This window comes from Halalkalibacter okhensis, from assembly GCF_000787375.1.
Lineage (GTDB): Bacteria > Bacillota > Bacilli > Bacillales > Bacillaceae_D > Halalkalibacter > Halalkalibacter okhensis.
In genome coordinates, this window is record NZ_JRJU01000003.1 from 179,055 (window position 1) to 196,707 (window position 17,653).

17 protein-coding genes are annotated in these 17,653 nt (G+C 36.4%); 4 read left to right on the plus strand and 13 right to left on the minus strand.

The window, feature by feature from the left end:
* Nucleotides 1–116: 116 nt before the first annotated feature.
* The 8 genes from LQ50_RS03860 to LQ50_RS03895 all read right to left on the minus strand — a co-directional run bounded on the left by LQ50_RS03860 (nt 117) and on the right by LQ50_RS03895 (nt 6,890).
* Nucleotides 117–1,106: a LacI family DNA-binding transcriptional regulator gene (locus tag LQ50_RS03860; RefSeq protein WP_034626341.1), complete on the minus strand. Its 990-nt coding sequence runs from the start codon at nt 1,104–1,106 to the stop codon at nt 117–119.
* Nucleotides 1,107–1,417: 311 nt separating this feature from the next.
* A complete protein-coding gene (locus LQ50_RS03865) occupies nt 1,418–2,698 on the minus strand; it encodes an MFS transporter (protein ID WP_034626344.1) in 1,281 nt (426 codons plus the stop codon).
* Between the two features lie 57 nt (nt 2,699–2,755).
* The gene (locus LQ50_RS03870; RefSeq protein WP_034626346.1) at nt 2,756–3,358 is read right to left on the minus strand and encodes a TetR/AcrR family transcriptional regulator; all 603 of its coding nucleotides are present in this window, start codon (nt 3,356–3,358) and stop codon (nt 2,756–2,758) included.
* Between the two features lie 417 nt (nt 3,359–3,775).
* A complete protein-coding gene (locus tag LQ50_RS03875; RefSeq protein WP_034626348.1) occupies nt 3,776–4,285 on the minus strand; it encodes an RNA polymerase subunit sigma-24 in 510 nt (169 codons plus the stop codon).
* A gap of 74 nt (nt 4,286–4,359) precedes the next feature.
* On the minus strand, nt 4,360–4,935 hold the full coding sequence (locus LQ50_RS25690; RefSeq protein WP_052144570.1) for a hypothetical protein: 576 nt from the start codon (nt 4,933–4,935) through the stop codon (nt 4,360–4,362).
* Nucleotides 4,936–4,957: 22 nt separating this feature from the next.
* Nucleotides 4,958–6,151 carry an HNH endonuclease gene (locus tag LQ50_RS25935; protein WP_052144571.1) on the minus strand — a complete coding sequence of 398 codons (1,194 nt, stop codon included), beginning with the start codon at nt 6,149–6,151 and terminating at the stop codon, nt 4,958–4,960.
* 32 nt (nt 6,152–6,183) lie between these two features.
* Nucleotides 6,184–6,444 carry a hypothetical protein gene (locus LQ50_RS03890; protein ID WP_052144572.1) on the minus strand — a complete coding sequence of 87 codons (261 nt, stop codon included), beginning with the start codon at nt 6,442–6,444 and terminating at the stop codon, nt 6,184–6,186.
* A 200-nt stretch (nt 6,445–6,644) separates the two neighbouring features.
* Nucleotides 6,645–6,890 carry a DUF6429 family protein gene (locus tag LQ50_RS03895; protein WP_034626349.1) on the minus strand — a complete coding sequence of 82 codons (246 nt, stop codon included), beginning with the start codon at nt 6,888–6,890 and terminating at the stop codon, nt 6,645–6,647.
* A gap of 134 nt (nt 6,891–7,024) precedes the next feature.
* Between LQ50_RS03895 and LQ50_RS03900 the strand changes: the two genes are divergently transcribed.
* The 3 genes from LQ50_RS03900 to LQ50_RS03910 all read left to right on the plus strand — a co-directional run bounded on the left by LQ50_RS03900 (nt 7,025) and on the right by LQ50_RS03910 (nt 10,631).
* Nucleotides 7,025–7,864: a tyrosine-type recombinase/integrase gene (locus LQ50_RS03900; RefSeq protein ID WP_034626350.1), complete on the plus strand. Its 840-nt coding sequence runs from the start codon at nt 7,025–7,027 to the stop codon at nt 7,862–7,864.
* 267 nt (nt 7,865–8,131) lie between these two features.
* Entirely contained in the window at nt 8,132–8,500 is a 369-nt protein-coding gene (locus LQ50_RS03905; RefSeq protein ID WP_034626352.1) for an ArsR/SmtB family transcription factor, read from the plus strand.
* Nucleotides 8,493–10,631 (plus strand): heavy metal translocating P-type ATPase, encoded by a 2,139-nt coding sequence (locus LQ50_RS03910; protein WP_034626353.1) that lies wholly within the window; start codon nt 8,493–8,495, stop codon nt 10,629–10,631. The genes LQ50_RS03905 and LQ50_RS03910 overlap by 8 nt, the downstream gene beginning before the upstream one ends.
* A 125-nt stretch (nt 10,632–10,756) precedes the next feature.
* On the opposite strand, the gene LQ50_RS03915 is transcribed toward LQ50_RS03910, so the two are convergent.
* The 4 genes from LQ50_RS03915 to LQ50_RS03930 all read right to left on the minus strand — a co-directional run bounded on the left by LQ50_RS03915 (nt 10,757) and on the right by LQ50_RS03930 (nt 14,794).
* Nucleotides 10,757–12,091, minus strand: coding sequence for a recombinase family protein (locus LQ50_RS03915; protein WP_034626354.1), 1,335 nt, complete (start codon nt 12,089–12,091; stop codon nt 10,757–10,759).
* A complete protein-coding gene (locus LQ50_RS03920) occupies nt 12,036–13,322 on the minus strand; it encodes a recombinase family protein (protein ID WP_034626356.1) in 1,287 nt (428 codons plus the stop codon). Before LQ50_RS03920 ends, LQ50_RS03915 begins: the two co-directional genes overlap by 56 nt.
* 76 nt (nt 13,323–13,398) lie before the next feature.
* Complete coding sequence (locus tag LQ50_RS03925) at nt 13,399–14,376, minus strand: N-acetylmuramoyl-L-alanine amidase (protein ID WP_034626357.1); 978 nt, start codon at nt 14,374–14,376, stop codon at nt 13,399–13,401.
* Nucleotides 14,360–14,794, minus strand: a complete 435-nt coding sequence (locus LQ50_RS03930) for a phage holin family protein (protein WP_034626359.1) — start codon at nt 14,792–14,794, stop codon at nt 14,360–14,362. Before LQ50_RS03930 ends, LQ50_RS03925 begins: the two co-directional genes overlap by 17 nt.
* Nucleotides 14,795–14,990: 196 nt before the next feature.
* Here LQ50_RS03930 and LQ50_RS03935 point away from each other — a divergent pair, with 196 nt between their 5' ends.
* Complete coding sequence (locus LQ50_RS03935; RefSeq protein ID WP_034626361.1) at nt 14,991–15,944, plus strand: arsenic resistance protein; 954 nt, start codon at nt 14,991–14,993, stop codon at nt 15,942–15,944.
* A 62-nt stretch (nt 15,945–16,006) separates the two neighbouring features.
* Here the strand turns inward: LQ50_RS03935 and merA are convergent, their stop codons facing one another.
* Nucleotides 16,007–17,647 carry a mercury(II) reductase gene (gene merA, locus LQ50_RS03940; protein ID WP_034626362.1) on the minus strand — a complete coding sequence of 547 codons (1,641 nt, stop codon included), beginning with the start codon at nt 17,645–17,647 and terminating at the stop codon, nt 16,007–16,009.
* Between the last annotated feature and the right edge of the window lie 6 nt (nt 17,648–17,653).

The window sequence follows — 17,653 nt, forward strand, 5'->3', positions numbered from 1 at the left end:
TAATCTCCTTTTCTTCCATAAAAAGGGAAGAAATTAATGACTTCCTTAGCTCTGAAATTATCGTAACACCCTTCTCAACGACCGTCAACTACATTTTAAAATTTTCTGAAAACGTATTAAATAGACTCACCTTTAATAATTTCATAATCTAACAAAGGAGTTGGTACAAAATCCCCATGATCAATTTTGTTTACGATGCTTTCTATCGCCCTTCTGCCGATTTCTTCAATTGGATATTTAACAGTCGTTAACCGTGGCGTGACATACTCTAATATATCAATATCATCAAAGCCCATTACTCCCACTTGCTCAGGAATGCTCACACCTTGTTTCTTAAGATAATGCATTACCTTTAATGCATAGAGATCCGTCGAACAGACGATAGCTGCTTTTTCATTTTTGCTAAACGTTAGATTCTCTAACTCTTTAATATACTCACTACTCTTAATAATAACTGGTTTAGAGTGAATTCTATTTCTTTTTAGTCCTTCATAAAAACCATTCAGCCTTTCTTCCTGCGTGTAAATATTTGATTTCCCTAAATAAGCAAGAGGCGGACTAATATAAATAAATTTTTGGTATCCTTGACTTACTATATAATCGATGGCATCCTTCATAGCTTGGCGCTCTCGAATCCCTATATATTCCCATTTTTCAGATATATAATTGAAGATTGTAATAATAGGAATATCAAACTTGCTTAAATAAGATTCAAATTGCTCCCCCTTATTAACAGTAAACAGGATGATTCCATCAACCTTTCCATTCACTAAATAGTTAATACAATCGATTTCACTTTCCGGCTTTTTGTCTGATAAAGTAATATTAACAAAGTAGCCTAATTGTCTAGCTTTCAGCTCAATTGCATTTAGTAATTGTGCAAAAGATCGATTATGCAAATCAAACAAGATTACCCCGATCGTCATCGTTTTTCCCATGACAAGACTTCTTGCCGTATAATCAGGTTGGTAGTTCATCTCTTTTGCTACTTCTAGAATCTTTTTTTTCGTTTTCTCGCTAATTCCTGTTCGGTTATTAAGTGCCCGGTCCACTGTACCAGCTGACACTCCGCAAATCGTTGCAATATCTTTAATGGTTACCTTCACTGTCTCTCCCCCCCCCTAGCATTTGACGGATAAGATTATTTCGATATGTGTATACCTCACCCTTTCGTTTGTACTTCTGTATTAAATCTATAATTCTAAAATATACAACATTTTATAAAATAAAAAACAAAAAAATACCATAGGAACTATTAACCCTTTTGTATAGCTTTTTTAGACAGCATAAGTAAAATGTGGTAAAATCACCCTACTTTTTATACTTAATTACAAGAAAGCCTTTTAGTAGAAGTTTTGCTAGCCTACCTATCCCTTCTAACATTAATCATCAACATCCAAAACAAGGTTCAAGTGTGTCATTTCGTCAACTTGATTCGTTCTTCATTTTTTCCATCATCTTTCTTGTCACATAGTTTTTTGCTTAAATTAAAATATAGCGTTATACTCACTACACCCATTATTCCTATTATTGTAGTTAAAGTTATAGGTGATAACCAACTACTCATGATCATAAAAATCCCCGCTGAACTAACACCCATGATAGCTGCAACTGAATAGAACGCCATATAAGTGCTGCGGGCATGATCAGGAACCATATTAGATAGCATCGCTTGTGAAACCGGAATATACATAATCTCACCAATCGATGCAAAAAACATTGCCAAAACAAGGATCATTGGCGTTTGGCTAATACTAATAATTGTATATCCAGCAAAAAAGAAAAACAAACCAATGACTAATACATGTTGATCGTTTCTTTTATTTATCAACCCTGTCAAAATCATCGTGAAACATACAACAAGAATGGTGTTTTCTGATTTCAATATCCCAAGGAGATTGACACCATCCACTTCAAATGGAAGAAAAGAAACAAACGGAATTGAATCAGTTATCTCATTGGCAAGACGTACACCAATGTAATTCGTTAACTGCTCTTCAACTGAAATAAAAAGAAGACTCGCAACAGAAAAGATCACAAAGAATCTATGACTCATAATTTTCGTATAAGACCTTAACATTTGAAAGGACTCTTTTCCTTTTTGATTGTTACTCTGTTGAACTGGGACATATGTTTCTTTAATAAATAGATACGTCATTAAGAATGTAAATAACGTCGTAACAGCAACACCTAGAAACAAGTAAAAAAGATAGTCAAAGAATAAAAAGGCACCAATCATACTACCAATCGCTATACCTATATTACGAAACCAATAAGAAAATGTATAAATAGATTTTCTTTCTTCTGGGGTACTCATATCGATAATCAAAGCTTGATAAACAGGGTTACCGACGCCATGACTAAACTGAATCAAAATAAAAAATAAAAATGTAACATAAGGAAAAACTCCCCAGTTAGAGTTCGCAAATGCTACACCGATATACCCAACAAAAATGATTAGCTCAGAAATAAGAATTAACTTCTTTCTACCTGTTTTGTCAGAGACATAGCCACCCAGTACGGAACCCAATACATTAAAGATCATTACGATTAAAAATAAAATACCTGTCATTAAACTCCCGACTTGTTTAGAAAAATATATAATTAAATAAGGGAGTACAGCCATGGTTGAAGTTGTAGAAATAAACATCAACCATAACCGGATTTGAATGGTTCGATCAAAGGAATAAAATTTCATATATTGCCTCCTCATAAACGATTGACTGATCAATCATTTGTAATGCGAAAAGAAAACCTATTTATAAATAGGTCCAAAAAGATTCATTATTGATGAAATATAACTATCCCATATTGCACTTAATCTAGCGTCTGTAGTATTTAAACGAACTCCAATTAAAAGGCTTGTATATAGGGCGGCAACCGTAAATGGTGGTTGTTGAATAAACAAGCCTTTATCCTGTCCATTCTCTACAAGGCGACTAACTTTATCCAGTAGTTTATCATGAAATTGATTCAGTTCACTAAAGATTTCAGGAAACTTATTGTGCTGTCCAACCACTTGAATAACAAGTGTTAGATATGAATTCATTCCGGAAAATATATGAATGTGCGTTTTAATCATTTTTTCTAACTCTTTAGTTGGATCTTCCGCATCTGGATTAAAATCAAATAATACATCGGAAAATTCATTCAGCGGTTCTAAAACTACTGTCCGAAAAAGTTCCTCTTTATCTTTAAAATAAGTAAAGACACTGCCATAACTAATATTAGCGGCTTCGGATACCTTTTTAATCGTTGTGCCCTCATATCCTTCAGTAGCAAAAAGACCTGTCGCGACCTCGAGAATACTTTCTCTTCTCTTCTTCATATTTAATTTTTGTTCTTCTGACAAAGGCATGTTCTCACCTATTCACGAGTGATTGATTAATCATTTGTGATCATCATATCGAATCTTTATCAATTTGTACAGCAATATTTTTCCATTTTATCTCTCAACCTGATAATATTACAAAAAAGAGCCCAATTAAACAGGCTCTTTTAATCAATTATTGAATTCAAGTACCGCAACATTTTCTATATGTGTTATCATTTACACTTGATACATTTTCGCTAAAGTTTGTATTTCGCGAGAAGGTGGCCTCGACTATCGGAGCATACTCGAATGGGTATTTATTCGCAGCTGCATTTGGGAGCATTACAGAGAATTATCGAAATATTCAAACCTCTATTACCATTGCGATTGGTTTGAAAAAAATCGTTATGATTTTCTCCTTAAATTATACCCATAATTCCGATAGTAGTACCCTATAAAAGTCTAATTTTTAATATATGAAAGCAACAAATCTTCTAGCCATTTAGGTATATAATCAACCTTTTTTCTCTTCGTAATTTTCCCAAAAATCTCAATACTATCCTCTTCTCTAAAAAATCGATCTCTTACATAGCAGTCATTGCTACAGAACTTACGCTTTTTAACCCTTTCAGATATATACTCTTTTCTGCAATAATCACAATGAAGCTTATAGAGCTTGGGGTTATCTCTTTCCCAATCTCGTTTACAAGCAAGAGAACAATATTTCTTCTTTGCTCCTCTTTTTGGATGTTCTAACTTCAACCCACAACTGAGGCAATACTGATAGGACATCTCACTAATAAATTTCTCGTCAATTTTTACCTTAAGATCTTTTCCAAAACCATCTAGACCATTACGCTTACAATAAAATCTAACGCTATCACGTGATAGGCCAGTTGCTTCTGCTATTTTCATATAGCCTATCCCTTGGTACCTCATAACTTTAATTTGTAGTCTTTGCTCTTCAGTCATTTTCAAATCACTCCTTAACAAATAGTAGCCTAGTAATCACTCGGCATGAACTATTTGTCAAGTTGTGCTTTTGACTAAGAAAAACTCTTACCAGTAATTTTCCTGACTAGTTTGCAAAAAGCTTTCCAGTCGTCTGGATACTTGTTTTCACCGTACTTTTTAATGTTTCTACCATTTCTAATAATCTCTACACTCCAGCTTGTACCATCAAGTACACCTGGCTCTTTGTATTCCCTTTTCCAGTTAAGAAGGTCGATCATCTTCAGCTCCTCAATAACTTTTTTTACAGTAGCTTCTTTTGCAGTCTTAAACTCCATATCCACTATTTCTCCTCTATCCCAATAGTGCCAAGATATGCTACCCATAGTTAAATCCACTTCAACACTATAAGAACCACCGAAGTAACCACCAACTGAAGCCTTAAGCCCCATAATTCTTTCATAAGCCGCTTCAGTGGCCTGTTCTTTATTCCATTCATTGTCGCAGTCATTACAGTAGTATTCCGGCCCACCAACTATAACGCAGCATCCACCAAGCTTAATTTTTCCTGCTTCAGCTTGTTCAATAGCCTCATGAGTTGGCATGCCATATAAAATTTTCACTGTATTTTTAGCCCCACATTTTGGACACTGCTTATAATTAATAGCCATGAATACTCCCTCGCTTCCTTAGCTACACTAAAGATCTTATTCGGTTGATTTTTTCTTTCAATTCTTTAATGCTATACGGTTTACCACCAACATTTGAGTGTATGGCTAGATGGCAGTTGGGACAAAACGGCCGTAAATCATTTATTGGGTCCACTTCATACTCATCATTTATTTCAGAAAGAGCTTTCAGATGATGGACATGAATTTTACCTTCAAACTCGTCTCCGTAAAACTTTGCAAAATCAAATCCGCAAACTGAACAGTGACAACCATAATGGTCGATACATTGTTGTCTTGCTTTGTAATCTCTTTCATACGCATTAACCAGAGCCTGTTTCTTTGCTCCTTCTTTTAGCTTAGGAGATTCTTTTACAGGCAATTCTTCTGCCATTAGTGTCATTTGCTTTCTTTTAATCAAATCATCAATTTCAGGCCAATATAAAACATCAATTTCCTGTTTCGATTGTGAAAATCTAGTTAGACTACCGTCAATTTTATTTATTTCTACTATGGTAATGGGTTGAAAGATTTTGACCGTGTTTATATCAAATTTATAGGCTCCATAATATTGTCCCTCGATTGGACTATCATACTTTATAATGCTCTGAAGATTCGCCGATGCAATAATGAAATTATCAAATTGAAAGAGTACTAGAGAACCTTCAGATGCATTCATCCCAGTTTTCCTAAAATAATACAAGCCCTCCCGATTATTTATTAACTTTCCTAAGAAAAAGTTCCTTTGAACATTCTCGATGCTCATTTCTGGAAATTTTTCTCTACTACTCATTGGTAATATTCTTATAGAAGGTGGAACATCATTTTTGGAAGTAGGCCTTGGCAGGTCAATATCAATCTGTAAAAAATCTGCAAGCTTATACCACTCATTACATTCTCTAATTTTTTTTAGTTCCTCACTAAATACTTCATTAGGAGTAAGCTTCTTTGCATCAGGAAAATACTCTGTGTAAAGTTTATAGAACCCCTGTCCTGCTACATTTAATCCTTTTGTTACAACCTTTGCTGAAAGAAATGGCAATCCTAGCTCATAGCATAGTTCCGAAATAACTCCAATATTTCGAGGAACCTGACGATGGTGAATCGGTGGAGAAATCCTATCTCCCAGCTCCTTATACTCCACAATTGTTTCCTTTTTCATCACTGTAATCAGAAGTTGTTCTGCAAGCTTTATCTGCTCTTCTGTAAGCTTAATCATTTTTTCAGCACCTACCTTACACCTCAAGATATTTATTTTTCGGGAATTTCAATAACAAAATACTTCCTACTATTATTTAGGTCAGTCCATTGAAACTCATGTCTTCTTGAAAGGGAAATAACATCTATACCTTTTCGAGCACCAGTTGGTTTATAAACGTCCCCGTAAACCGTGAATTCTCCTATAAAATATTTATAAATACCTTTATTTACTTTACCTTCATAAAAGGGCTTGTCCGATACAAGAACAACACAGGCTGTTTTATTGAAACCTCGGTCGTTCAGTTCTTCCATAAATTTAATATCTTTTGTGAATGAATACATCTGTTCAGGGTATTGACCATTTAACGGATGTTTAAGCTCAATAGCATATTTTTCAGACTGATCAGCATTATAGATTCAATATTATCTGCTTTGACGTAATGAAAAAAATCGTGAACAATCACCTTCAATTCAAGCATACTTATCACCTTTCTTCGTTCGTGTAATCCCGATCAATTATTTTCTACTTCCCCTAGGTACTTTTTCATTAATTCTTCAGCCTCTTTAATACCAGCTTCCGTTAAGTAAACGGATTTGGATCGCACGTTCCCTCGATTAAAATCCTCATCAGTTAATTCATTTAAGGTATCAAACGGATATCCCTTCCAGCTTCTTCTCATTTCCCCAGGTAGATCATTTTCTTTCCATGATGTTAAGTATAGTAATAACAGCGTAAGCTCTTTAACCTTTTCCTCCATGTCTAACTAAACCCTTTCTATATCAGTCTTAATTTTAGCTTATTAGAAAAACCAACAATTTACAATATTGTTTCTTCGTCGTCAGCCCTGTCTATCATAGGAATAATAGTTTATTAGTATAGGAGAGGATTTTTATGAATTTATCAACGATTTGGCAGGGTTACCAGGCAGATAAACAGATTGAAGGCTACTCACCTAAAACATTAAAGGCTTACCAACTTCAATCCACATTACTAATACGTTACCTCGGAGATGTTCAAATCAAAAAGATTACTACGGAGAATTTAAAACATTATTTAAGTGAGGATGGTAAAAAGCTTAAACCAGCAAGTCTTGGCCATCGAGTAAGATTTATAAAATCATTGTTCAGGTGGGCTCATGATGAAGGAATTATCTCCAAAAATCCAGCGGCTAAGTTAAAAGAACCAAAGACCGGGAAACGGATTCCAAAATTCCTTACAGAAAAAGAAATTGAGCTACTTAGAGAAGCTTGTTACTCCTCCATGGAAAATGCTTTGTTCGAGTTCATGTACTCAACCGGTTGCCGCATTGGAGAAATCGCTTCTTTAGATATCAGTAGCTTCGACTTCATGAATCGCTCTGCTATTGTTCAAGGAAAGGGCGATAAGGAACGGGAAGTATATTATAATATCCGTTGCGATATTTGGCTAAAAAGGTATCTACAAAATAGAACGGATGATGACCCAGCTTTGTTTGTGACTGAGCGCTTTCCACATCGAATGAGTATCGCTCAAATGAGATATGTAATTAAACGCATTTCGAGTAGAGCCGGTGTAAATAAAAGTATTCACCCTCACCAATTACGACATAGCTTTGCTACTCATATGTTAAACAATGGTGCGCCCCTTGAAGTGATCCAAAATTTAATGGGGCATGAAAAAAGTGAACCCACCCGACTCTATGCACAATTAAGTGGAAAATTGAGGCGTGAATTGTATAGTAAATATTTTTAAAAGGGAACGTCTTTCTTCTCATTTACCATTTTTTGTAAATTATTATGTTATTATGGAACTGTAATTCACTAAATATAAGATCGTTAATATGGAAGTTAGTGAACTTTTTCACTTAAAGTAACGGGGGAGTAGAGTTGAAGAATTTTTGTTTAAAGAATTGGCTATCCAATTCTTTTTTTTATTTCATTCAAATAAACACTTGAATATTTTTAAAATAGAGTTATACTATATTCAAGTAGATATTTGAATGATGATGGAGTGATGATAATGAATAAAAAAGACACTTGTGAAATCTATATTTATGACGAGGAAAAGGTCAATCGAATACAAGATGATTTACAAACAGTAGATATTTCTAGTGTTGCCCACATGTTAAAAGCTATTGCCGATGAAAATAGGGCGAAAATTACTTATGCTTTATGTCAAGATGAAGAACTTTGTGTGTGTGATATTGCAAATATCGTTGGAATTACGGTTGCCAATGCTTCACACCACTTGCGAACGCTTCATAAACAAGAAGTTGTGAAGTTTCGAAAAGAGGGTAAACTTGCGTTTTATTCGTTAGATGATGAACATATCAAGCAGATAATGATTATTGCATTAACTCATTCGAGAGAGGGGAAAAACAATGTCTGAACAAAAAGTAAAAGTGAATGAACAAGAAACAAAAACATATCGTGTTCAAGGGTTCACCTGCACTGACTGTGCGAAAAAGTTCGAAACGAATGTAAAACACCTGGATGGTATTTTGGATGCAAAAGTTAATTTTGGTGCTTCTAAAATCACGGTTACTGGTAAAACAACCATAGAATCACTTGAAAGTGCAGGAGCTTTTGAAAATTTAAAAGTTCGAGATGACAAAGAACAAAGAGTTGAAAGGGTTGCCTTCTGGAGACAAAAAGAGAATTTCAAAGTGTACATTGCAACATTTTTGTTGATTAGTAGCTTCTTTCTTCGATTACAATTAGGGGAAGAGCATATTATTCCTATTATTGGTTATGCGGCATCTATTGTAATTGGTGGATATTCTTTATTTATTAAAGGGTTAAAGAATTTAGTTCGTTTAAATTTTGATATGGCAACACTTATGACAGTAGCGATTTTAGGAGCAGCTGCCATTGGTGAATGGGGAGAAGGAGCAGTAGTTGTTATTCTCTTTGCTATTAGTGAAGCACTGGAGCGGTACTCAATGGACAAAGCTCGCCAATCGATTGAATCGTTGATGGATATTGCCCCTAAAGAAGCACTGATTCGTCGTGGCAATAAAGAAATGATGGTTCATGTTGATGACATTCAGGTTGGCGATGTTATGATTGTAAAGCCTGGGCAAAAATTAGCGATGGATGGAGTCGTTATCAAAGGAACATCAACTTTAAATCAAGCAGCGATTACTGGAGAAAGTGTTCCCGTAACAAAGACTATTGATGATGAAGTGTTTGCTGGGACTTTAAATGAAGAAGGTTTACTTGAAGTAAAGGTAACAAAACGAGTAGAAGATTCAACACTGTCTAAAATTATTCATCTAGTTGAAGAAGCTCAAGCTGAACGTGCACCTTCTCAACAATTTGTTGACCGTTTTGCAAAATATTATACCCCTGGCATTATCGTTTTTGCTCTTTTGCTAGTGATAGTTCCTCCATTATTCATGGGAGCGGATTGGAGCGAATGGATTTATAGGGGTTTAGCTGTATTAGTGGTAGGTTGCCCGTGTGCGTTAGTCATTTCAACTCCTGTTTCCATCGTTACAGCGATTGGAAATGCAGCTAAAAATGGTGTACTAATTAAGGGTGGTATCCATTTGGAAGAAACAGGGGGACTGAAAGTTATAGCATTTGACAAAACAGGAACTTTAACGAAAGGTGTGCCTGCGGTTACTGATATTGTCACCTTTAATAATAATGAAGAAGAATTATTGACTATTACAGCAGCTATTGAAAATGGTTCACAACATCCTCTTGCTTCAGCTATTATGAGAAAAGCAGAAGAACATGGTTTGAACTTTAATGAAGTATTGATTGAGGAGTTCCAGTCCATTACAGGAAAAGGTGTAAAAGCAATTGTTAACAATCAAATGTACTATGTCGGAAGCCCAAATTTATTTGAGGAAGTTCTTCCTAAAGGTGTAAAAGCAGAAATAAAAGAAAGTATTTTAAATCTTCAAACACAAGGAAAGACGGTCATGGTATTAGGTACAGACAAAGAAGTTCTTTCTTTAATCGCTGTTGCGGATGAAATAAGAGAATCGTCGAAAGAAGTTATTCGCAAACTTCATCAAGCTGGCATTGAAAAAACAGTGATGTTGACAGGTGATAATAAAAGAACAGCTGAAGCAATAGGAAAACAAGTGGGTGTTTCAGATATTGAAGCAGATTTACTTCCAGAAGATAAACTTAACTTTATCAAAGAACTAAAATCTAAACACTACAAGGTTGCTATGGTTGGTGATGGTGTAAATGATGCACCTGCATTAGCTGCTTCTACTGTTGGTGTAGCTATGGGAGGAGCTGGTACGGATACAGCACTTGAAACAGCCGATATAGCTTTGATGTCAGATGACTTAAGCAAACTACCATATACGATTAAATTAAGCCGTAGAGCATTAACTATTATTAAACAAAATATAACCTTCTCTTTAGCTATCAAAGCGATTGCTCTACTTTTAGTGATTCCTGGATGGTTGACTTTATGGTTGGCTATTTTTGCTGATATGGGAGCAACATTGCTTGTTACATTAAATAGTTTACGTTTGTTAAGGATAAAAGAATAAGTTTATGATAGCAGATAGATAATCACTTCATAGTTTTAAATTATTTCTGACATATTCTTCTTAAAGTAATGGAAGCGTTAGTGCAGGAAGCAATATAGGCTTGGAGCTATTTCCAAGCCTCTTTATCATTTGTCAATTACACACTCAATTTCTGTCCCATCAAGCAAAGTTACAATTACCATCCCTTCTTTTAATACTGTCATCTTTTCAACTAATGCAAAAAATAGGTTCGCATCAAACTCTGTGATTGGTTCGCCTTTGGTGATGATCTCAATAAACTGTTTTGCTTTATATTTTTCTAGTAGATTCTCACTACTAAGCTTCTCTCGCCATTTCTGAGTAAAGTAGTCTTTGTTTTCTAAGATGGTGTTGAACACATTCATAAAGATTTGGTATAAAACTTCATCGTTGATGTGCGTGTTGTCGCAGCCCTTTTCGCCTTTCTTTACGTATCTTTTATTGCATCTCCATACTCTCCGCCTAAAACGGTCATCATTAGAGTTCCAAACCTTTCTGCCATAGGCACCTCCACAATCGCCACATATCACCTTACTTGCAAATGGGTTATCATCCATTCCATAGTCCACTCTTCTAAATCCGTGTTTTTCTGCAAAGGATTTTTTCCTTTCCATCTCAAGCTGCACCGCTTCCCACATGTCTTTATCAATAATGGCCGGGTGATTATCTTCCACATAGTACCTTGGAATTTGTCCGGTGTTGGCTACCCGTTTCTTTGTTAAGTAATCGACTGTGTAGGTCTTTTGCAAAAGGGCATCGCCTTTGTATTTTTCGTTTTTTAACATATTCCTAATGCTGCCTTCATACCATTTTGTTTTCCCGTTCCAGTTTGGAACTCCCTCTGCTTCAAGTTCCCTTGCAATTCGATTTGGTCCTTTTCCATTCAAATAGTCAGTAAAAATCCTTTTGACGATTTTAGCTTGTTTTTCATTGATAATGAGGTTTCCATCTTCGTCTTTATCGTAGCCTAGAAACTTTGTATGGTTGAGTGCGACTTTCCCCTGCTCAAATCTCCTTCTAATTCCCCAGGTAGAGTTTTCTGAAATGGAGCGACTTTCATCTTGAGCCAGGCTCGAAAGGATACTGAGGAGCACTTCACCTTTTCCGTCTAATGTATTTATGTTCTCTTTTTCAAAAATCACGCCAATTCCTAAATCTTTCAACTGCCTCACATAATTCAAACAGTCTAATGTGTTCCTTGCAAACCTTGATATGGATTTGGTGATGATCATGTCTATTTTCCGGTCAAGACAGTCTACAATCATTTTATTAAATTGCTCTCGCTTTTTCGTGTTGGTGCCTGATATTCCTTCATCTGCATAGATTCCTGCTAAAACGTAGTCGGGATGATTGCTGATATAATTTGTGTAATACTCTACTTGGGCCTCATAACTTGATAACTGTTCTAATTGGTCTGTTGACACTCGGCAATAGGCTGCCATTCTCTTTTTCTGGGGTTCTAGCTGTTCGATACTGTTCTTCTTGCTTGTGTTTGCGGGAATAACTGTAATGTTTTTTGCCATTCTTCAAGGCCTCCTTCACAACCGTTTCTTCCTTTATATTGAGCTCGCCAACAACTTCATCGTCAATCCTAGTTCCTGGACAAGCTTTTTTTCCGTTTTTAATATAACTGCTGCATTGCCATACGATTTTTCTACAGGGGAGTTTACTATTCCATGTCCTGCGTTTCAAGGTCGCTCCACACTTGCTGCAATAGAGCATCCCTGTTAATGGATAGCGTTTTTGGTATTTTTTCTCCTGACCCTTGATGTTCCCCTTTGCTTCAGCCCTAGCCCTTAGTTCTTTCTGAACGTCATCCCACATTCCTTTTGGGATAATGGCTGGATGGTGATCTTCGATGTAATAGCTATCAACTTGTCCATTGTTTCGGATGGTTCCTTTCTTTAAATGGTCAGGTGTAAAGTATTTCTGCAGGATCACTGCCCCTTTATACTTTTCATTTTTAAGAATATTGAGGATCGTACTTTCTTGCCATTTGCCACCGGCTACTGTCGGTAACCATTCTGCATTTAATTCCTTTGCTATCGTAAATGCACCTTTTCCTTTTAGATACTCGGTAAATATTCTTCTAACAATTTCTGCTTCGTCTTGATTGATAACCAATTGGCCATTTTCATCTTTGTTGTAACCAAGAAACCGATTGGTGTTTATGAGCAATTCCCCTCGTTCAAATTTCTTCTTAATTCTCCATTTGATATTTTCACTGATATTTTTACTTTCTTCTTGTGCAAAAGAGGAGAGGACGGTTAACATCATCTCCCCGTCCCCCGATAATGTGTTTATACATTCTTTTTCAAATCTTACTTCTACACCTAACTCTTTAAGCTCTCTTACTTTTTGCAAGACCACAGTTGTGTTTCTAGCGAACCTTGATATAGACTTCGTGATAATAATATCGATAGCACCCTGCTTTGCGAGTTCTAGCATTCTTTTAAACTCTGGCCGGTTTTCAGTGGTTCCACTAATCCCATGGTCTGCAAAGACTCCAACAAACTCGAATTCTGGGTTAGTCTTAATTAACCTTTCATAATAAGCAATTTGGTTTTGCAGTGATTCTCCTTGCTTTTCATGATCAGTTGAAACGCGAGCATATGCACATACTCTTTTCTTTGTCTCTTTTTGAACGGTTGGTTCTATGATTCTAACTCGCATAAAAGGCTCTCCTTTCTATCAATTTGGTACTACCATATATCACTCTGAAGCCCTGAATAGTCAAGTTAATAGAGAATTATTCATACTTAATAAACCCTTCAAAACCTGCTGTTTTAAGCTTTTCAAGCAAAGTATTTGCATTATTTTTGTTCGTGAATGCTCCCACCTGCACCCTGTAATATTTCTGTTTCTCTTGAGGACTAGTTGATGAAGAGTTAATGGACCTCAAAGCCCCCTTATCAATCCACGTCATAATGCCAGCCGATTCTTTTCCGCTTCCCTTATCCACTTTTCTACCTAACAACACGCATTCCCTACCACCTCTAACAACAGGCTTTCCATTAGACACTGCCTGCGTCACTTTGTGATAAGAATTCCGTTTAACCCAGTCTGGAATGCTTGGCCCACCGGGATAGTAAGCATTAGCTGATGATTTCACTTCCACAACATCGCCCACTTTAATTGAAGATATCGTTTCTGTTGGGCCACTTGATTTATTTAATGCTGACCTAACAGCAGCACGAAAGGTTTCTGTACTTTCTTTGTGCTTCACAAACCAATGCATGACATCAGCATGATTACTCGCAATCCCTCTTTTACTACCTTCCGAGTGACAAATAATATCTTGCTCACTTAGCCGATACTTTCGGCAGAGCTTCACACAAAGTTCAACTGCATTCTGCCAAGCTTTTCTAAAATAAGCTTCGTTCTTCGCAACATTGTAGCCGACCATGTTCGAACCCCCTGAATAAGAAAAACCACCCGGTTCACAAATTTCAATACCAATATGAGTATTGTTTGCTGTTCCTCCAGCATGCCAACCACGATGATCCCACGGGAGATACTGCCACGCTTCTTTATCATCAACAAAGGCATGAACACAAACTTGACGGTTAATCTCACCAGCCTGATACGACTTGTTCCAGCGACTAAACCAAGCCGCAGCCATCACACCCGGAGTAGCTGTTGAATGAATCATAATCCCTTTTGGGTTAATTTTTCTCCCAGCCTTATAACAATCGTTCCTTGTCATATACTTAGTTTTTAAATTCATTCTTCTCATCTCCTTTCGACTTTCTATTTAATTGTGCGAGAACATCTTTAAGCTTCTGTGGTACTGGAAGTCCAATTCTAGAGGCATTTTCAATAATGCTAATCCCTTCATTTGAAAGGTAGAAAAATAGGACCGCAGTACGTATCGCACTACCGTCACCGATCAGTCGAGTGTCAATAATATGAGCAACACCGACAAGGATGAAAATAAGTATCTTTTTAAAAATACCTCTAGCACCAATTTCGCTCGAAAGTTCTCGATTAATAATGGCAACCATAATCCCTGTGATGTAATCAACAATCACAAAGGTAACAAGAGCATATAAAAAGCCGTCAAACCCACCAAGAAACCACCCTAACCAACCACCGACTGCTGCAATTCCAACCTGTGCATATATCCAAAGTTCTTTTACTGCCACGTTACCTCCCCACTCTCTCTTTGATTTGATCTATAAAAAAGACGCCTCTGACCAAGTGGGTCACAAAGCGTCTGAATTTTTGATTAAATGATTTAGTTAAATCCCTTTTACCCTAGCTCTCAGTCTTTTTATGAAAAATAATTACATAGTTGTGCTAGAATAAAAGTGACTTTTAATTGTTAGGTGTGAAAATAAAATGAGCTTGATTGAGAAACTGTATTCTTTCATTATTTTTCTTGCAGTTCTTATTGGCATACTTCTTGGCCAAGTTGGTTTTATACAAACGAATGCAGAAAGTTTTATTGTACCGCTGTTAATAGCAATGCTCTTTATAACCTTCTTACAGATCCCTATTGAAGAAATAAAGACAGCTTTTAAAAATATTAAGTTTACCTATACATCCGTTATCATTAACTTTGCTTGGACCCCTATTTTAGCATGGTTACTAGCACTTGTATTTTTAAGTGACAACCCTGCATTGTATATTGGTTTTATCATGTTAATGGTTACTCCTTGTACTGACTGGTACTTAATTTTCACTGGTATCGCAAAAGGAAATGTTGCTTTATCGACAGCTATATTACCTTTGAACCTTATATTACAGGTCACCTTGCTACCAGTTTATTTACTTATTTTTGGTGGAACAACAGGAGTGGTAGAACTCTCATTCTTGATAGAAAGTGTTCTTTTGGTTTTATTTGTGCCTTTATTGTTAGCCCTATTGACCAAGTTTCTCTTAAGAAAAAAAGAACAGATGAGAGAAAAAATCATTACCAATTTAAGTGTATTGCCAATCATTTTTCTAAGTCTAGCGATCGTAGCCATGTTTGCTTCGCAAGGTCAATTACTCCTTGAGAATTTAGATTTAATGTGGCAAATAACTATTCCCATTCTTCTATTCTTTGTGATAAACTTCATCATCGGTCAAAGGATGGGACAGCTTATGAAGTTCCCATACTCCGATAGAGCAAGCTTAAGTTTAACCACTTTAGCTAGAAATTCACCGATTGCTCTAGCCATTGCAATGACTGCATTTCCAGACCAACCTTTGATTGCTTTAACACTAGTGATCGGTCCATTGTTAGAACTTCCTATTTTAGCTATCATTACTCAGCTTTTACTATTGAAAGGTAAAAGTATATCTCACTGAAAAGTAAGAAGAACACATCGCCTAATAACATTGATGTGTTCTTCTTATTCTTCACAAACTGTCTACCCAGCACAACAAGATAATTTCGATACGTCTTTATCAAACGTAAGTGCAGCTAATTTTAGCCCTTCTGCCATCGTTAAATAAGGGGCAAGGCTTTCTTTTAAGTCTTCTACTGTTAAACCGAATTTTACGGCTAGAGTCGCTGCATAAATCACGTCCCCTGCATTTTCCGAGACGATATGAACACCTAACACTTTTAATGTTTTTGCATCTACTACAAGTTTAAAAACACCGGTTGTTTCTCTATTCACAATCGCTCTTGGAACAGCTTCTAACGGCAACACAGATGTTTTTACTTGATAGCCCTTTTCTTTGGCTTGTGCTTCTGTTAATCCCACCGTTGCAATCGATGGATTGGTAAACGTAACACCCGGCACAACCGATAAATTTACTTTTTTGTTTAACCCACCAATCGCATTATCAGCGACAATTCCACCTTCATATGCTGCGACATACACAAATTGCGGCCCTAAGGTGACATCTCCTGCTGAGTAAACTTTTTCATTACTAGTCTGAGCAAAGTCATTAATGATTATCTCTTGTCGTTTTCCAACGTCAACACCTGCTGCTTGTAGGTTTAAGTTGTCTGTATTTGGTTTTCTTCCTGTTGCAACAAGTAATTGCTCTGATTCGATTATTTTTTCCTTGCCATCAACTGAAACATAAACCTTTTTGATTTCGCCTTCTTGCTCAACACGCTCAAAGGTTGCCCCTTTTACAAGGTTTATGCCTTGATCAAGTAGTGCTTTTTCGACGGCTTCAGAAATCTCAGGATCATATTCTTTTAAAAGGCGCTCACTTCTTTGCATGAGCGTAACTTCTGATCCTAAATTGTGAAACAACTGTCCAAGCTCCATTCCAATATACCCTGAACCAATGACTGTCAGGCGTTTGGGCACCTTCTTTAATTCGAGTAGTGTTGTACTTGTTAGATACTCGACTTCTTCAAGTCCTGAAATTGGCGGTAAGGATGGAGAAGCACCTGTCGCAATTAAAAAGTGTTTAGCCGTTAATTTCTTCTCATTTACTTGAACGGTATCTTCAGCGATAAATTCAGCTTCACCCTCTATTAAATCAAAGCCATATTCATCAATTAAATCAACATATTTCTGGTTACGAAGCTCACTAACGAGCTCATTCTTTTGTTTAATTAAAGGAGCTAATTCCACTTCACCTGCAGATGTTTGTAACCCTATAAATGGATTTACTTTTGCCAGATGATTAATTTCTCCTGCACGAAGAAGCGTTTTTGATGGAACACAACCAATATTTACGCATGTTCCGCCAACCGTTCCACGTTCAATCATCCCAACTTTCGCTCCGTATTCAATCGCTTTAATGGCAGCAGAAAAAGCCGCTCCTCCTGAACCGATAATGAGTAAATCATAATTACCTTCACTACCTAGTTCCACATTCTCTTTTGATGAGATTTCTTCTATGTCTCCCGCTTGATATTTTGCATTATTAATTGCCTTTTTGGCATTTTCAACTTCCACTTCATCCGGTAGTTCAAACACTGCTTCACTGCGTTGATAACTAACGTCGATGTTTTTTGCACCGATATTTTCAAGTGCAACAGCTACATGTTCTTCACAGCCAGTGCATGTCATACCTTGTACATTTATTTTGAATTTTTCCACTCTACA